This is a genomic window from Gordonibacter pamelaeae 7-10-1-b (genome assembly GCF_000210055.1).
Lineage (GTDB): Bacteria > Actinomycetota > Coriobacteriia > Coriobacteriales > Eggerthellaceae > Gordonibacter > Gordonibacter pamelaeae.
Window position 1 is genome coordinate 1,581,120 of the sequence record NC_021021.1, and the last position, 1,382, is coordinate 1,582,501.

General features: G+C 65.6%; 2 protein-coding genes. Both read right to left on the reverse strand.

Going from position 1 to position 1,382, the window contains the following annotated elements; all coding sequences use genetic code 11:
* Positions 1-361: hypothetical protein (locus GPA_RS19035; protein ID WP_041239237.1), on the reverse strand; the 361-nt coding region annotated here is incomplete at its 3' end.
* 120 nt (positions 362-481) lie between these two features.
* The gene (locus tag GPA_RS07315) at positions 482-1,228 is read right to left on the reverse strand and encodes a class I SAM-dependent methyltransferase (protein ID WP_041239238.1); all 747 of its coding nucleotides are present in this window, start codon (positions 1,226-1,228) and stop codon (positions 482-484) included.
* Positions 1,229-1,382: the final 154 nt, after the last annotated feature.

A 1,382-nucleotide genomic window follows, 5' to 3' on the forward strand; every position in this document is an offset into this window, starting at 1 on the left:
CCGCGGCCGAGAACACGGCGGCCAGCACGCCGGCGAATGCCGTGCTGCCGCCCATGCGCGCAATGAACACGGAGGTTCCCGAGTTGAGGCCCTGGCCCACCATGAAGCAGCACAGCGTGCCCGCCACGACGATCACGAACAAAGGCGACCATAAACGCTCGCGGCTCCCTGTCCCGCCTTGGCCTTGGCCGATTTCCCGAGGAGCTGCACTTGCGCCAAGCGATCCGGCAGGAACGTTGTCGCCGCCTGCGCCGGGCGCGTCGAGATTGCCGTACTCGGCAACCCCTTCGAGCGAGTCGCATGCGTCGAGCTCCTCAAGTGCAACGGCACCCTCGGAGATATGAGCGGTTTTCGAGTCCATGATGCCATCCTACGCCTTTCGGCATGCTCCGCATCATACCCAACGCTTGATTTCGCCCGCTCTGCACGCAAGTCGGTTGCGTTCGGGATGTCCCAAAGCCCCGTGCCGCGCAGGTCGGCCCTATCGCGCCGGTTTTCTCGCCACGTGGACCGCGGCGATGCCGCCAGTGTAGTTCTTCCAGATCACATCCTCGAATCCGGCCTTCTCCATCATGGCCGCCAAGCCCTGCTGGTCGGGGAACGCCTTGATCGAGCGCGCCAGGTACACGAAACCCTCGCGGTCGCCCGTGATGAGCCCGCCCCAGAACGGTATGAGGTGCTTGAGGTAGAACCCGTACAGCGCGCGCCACACGGCGTTCGGAGGCGTGCTGAACTCCAGGCACACGAGCGAGCCGCCCGGCTTCAGCACGCGGAACATCTCGCCGAGCGCCCGGTCGCGCTCGGGCATGTTGCGGATGCCGTAGGCCATGGTGATCGCATCGTACGACTTGTCCGCGTAGGGGATGTCCTGCGCGTCCACCACCTCGAAGTCCACCGGCACGCCGCAGGCCTTGCCGTCGGCATAGTGCATGCGCGCCACGTCGAGCATCTCGCTCACGAGGTCGGTGCACTGGATGTGGGCCGGCCGCTTCGCGCGCGCCACGGAGAACGCCACATCGCCCGTGCCGCCCGCGATGTCCAGCACGTCGTCGTCCGGGCCGATGGGGGCCTGGCGCATCATGCCGGCGAGCCAGGCCTTGTACGCGCCGAAGCTCGACACGGCGTTGAACCGCTCGTACTTCTTCGCGATGGCCGAGAATATCTCCTTCACGCGCGCGGACGAGAGGTCCGCGGGTGCTTCCTTGCCGGTGGCGGTGTCGATGCTCACAGGTGGCGCTCCATCAGGTAAACGTGGTCGGTCGATTGGCGAAGCCCCAGTATAGCGCGACGCCCCGAGAAGTCGGTCGTTATCTCGCAGGTTCTCCTTAGATGGTCGGCCAGATACGGCACCGCGAACCCAATGGCTGGACAAAATCGAAGGC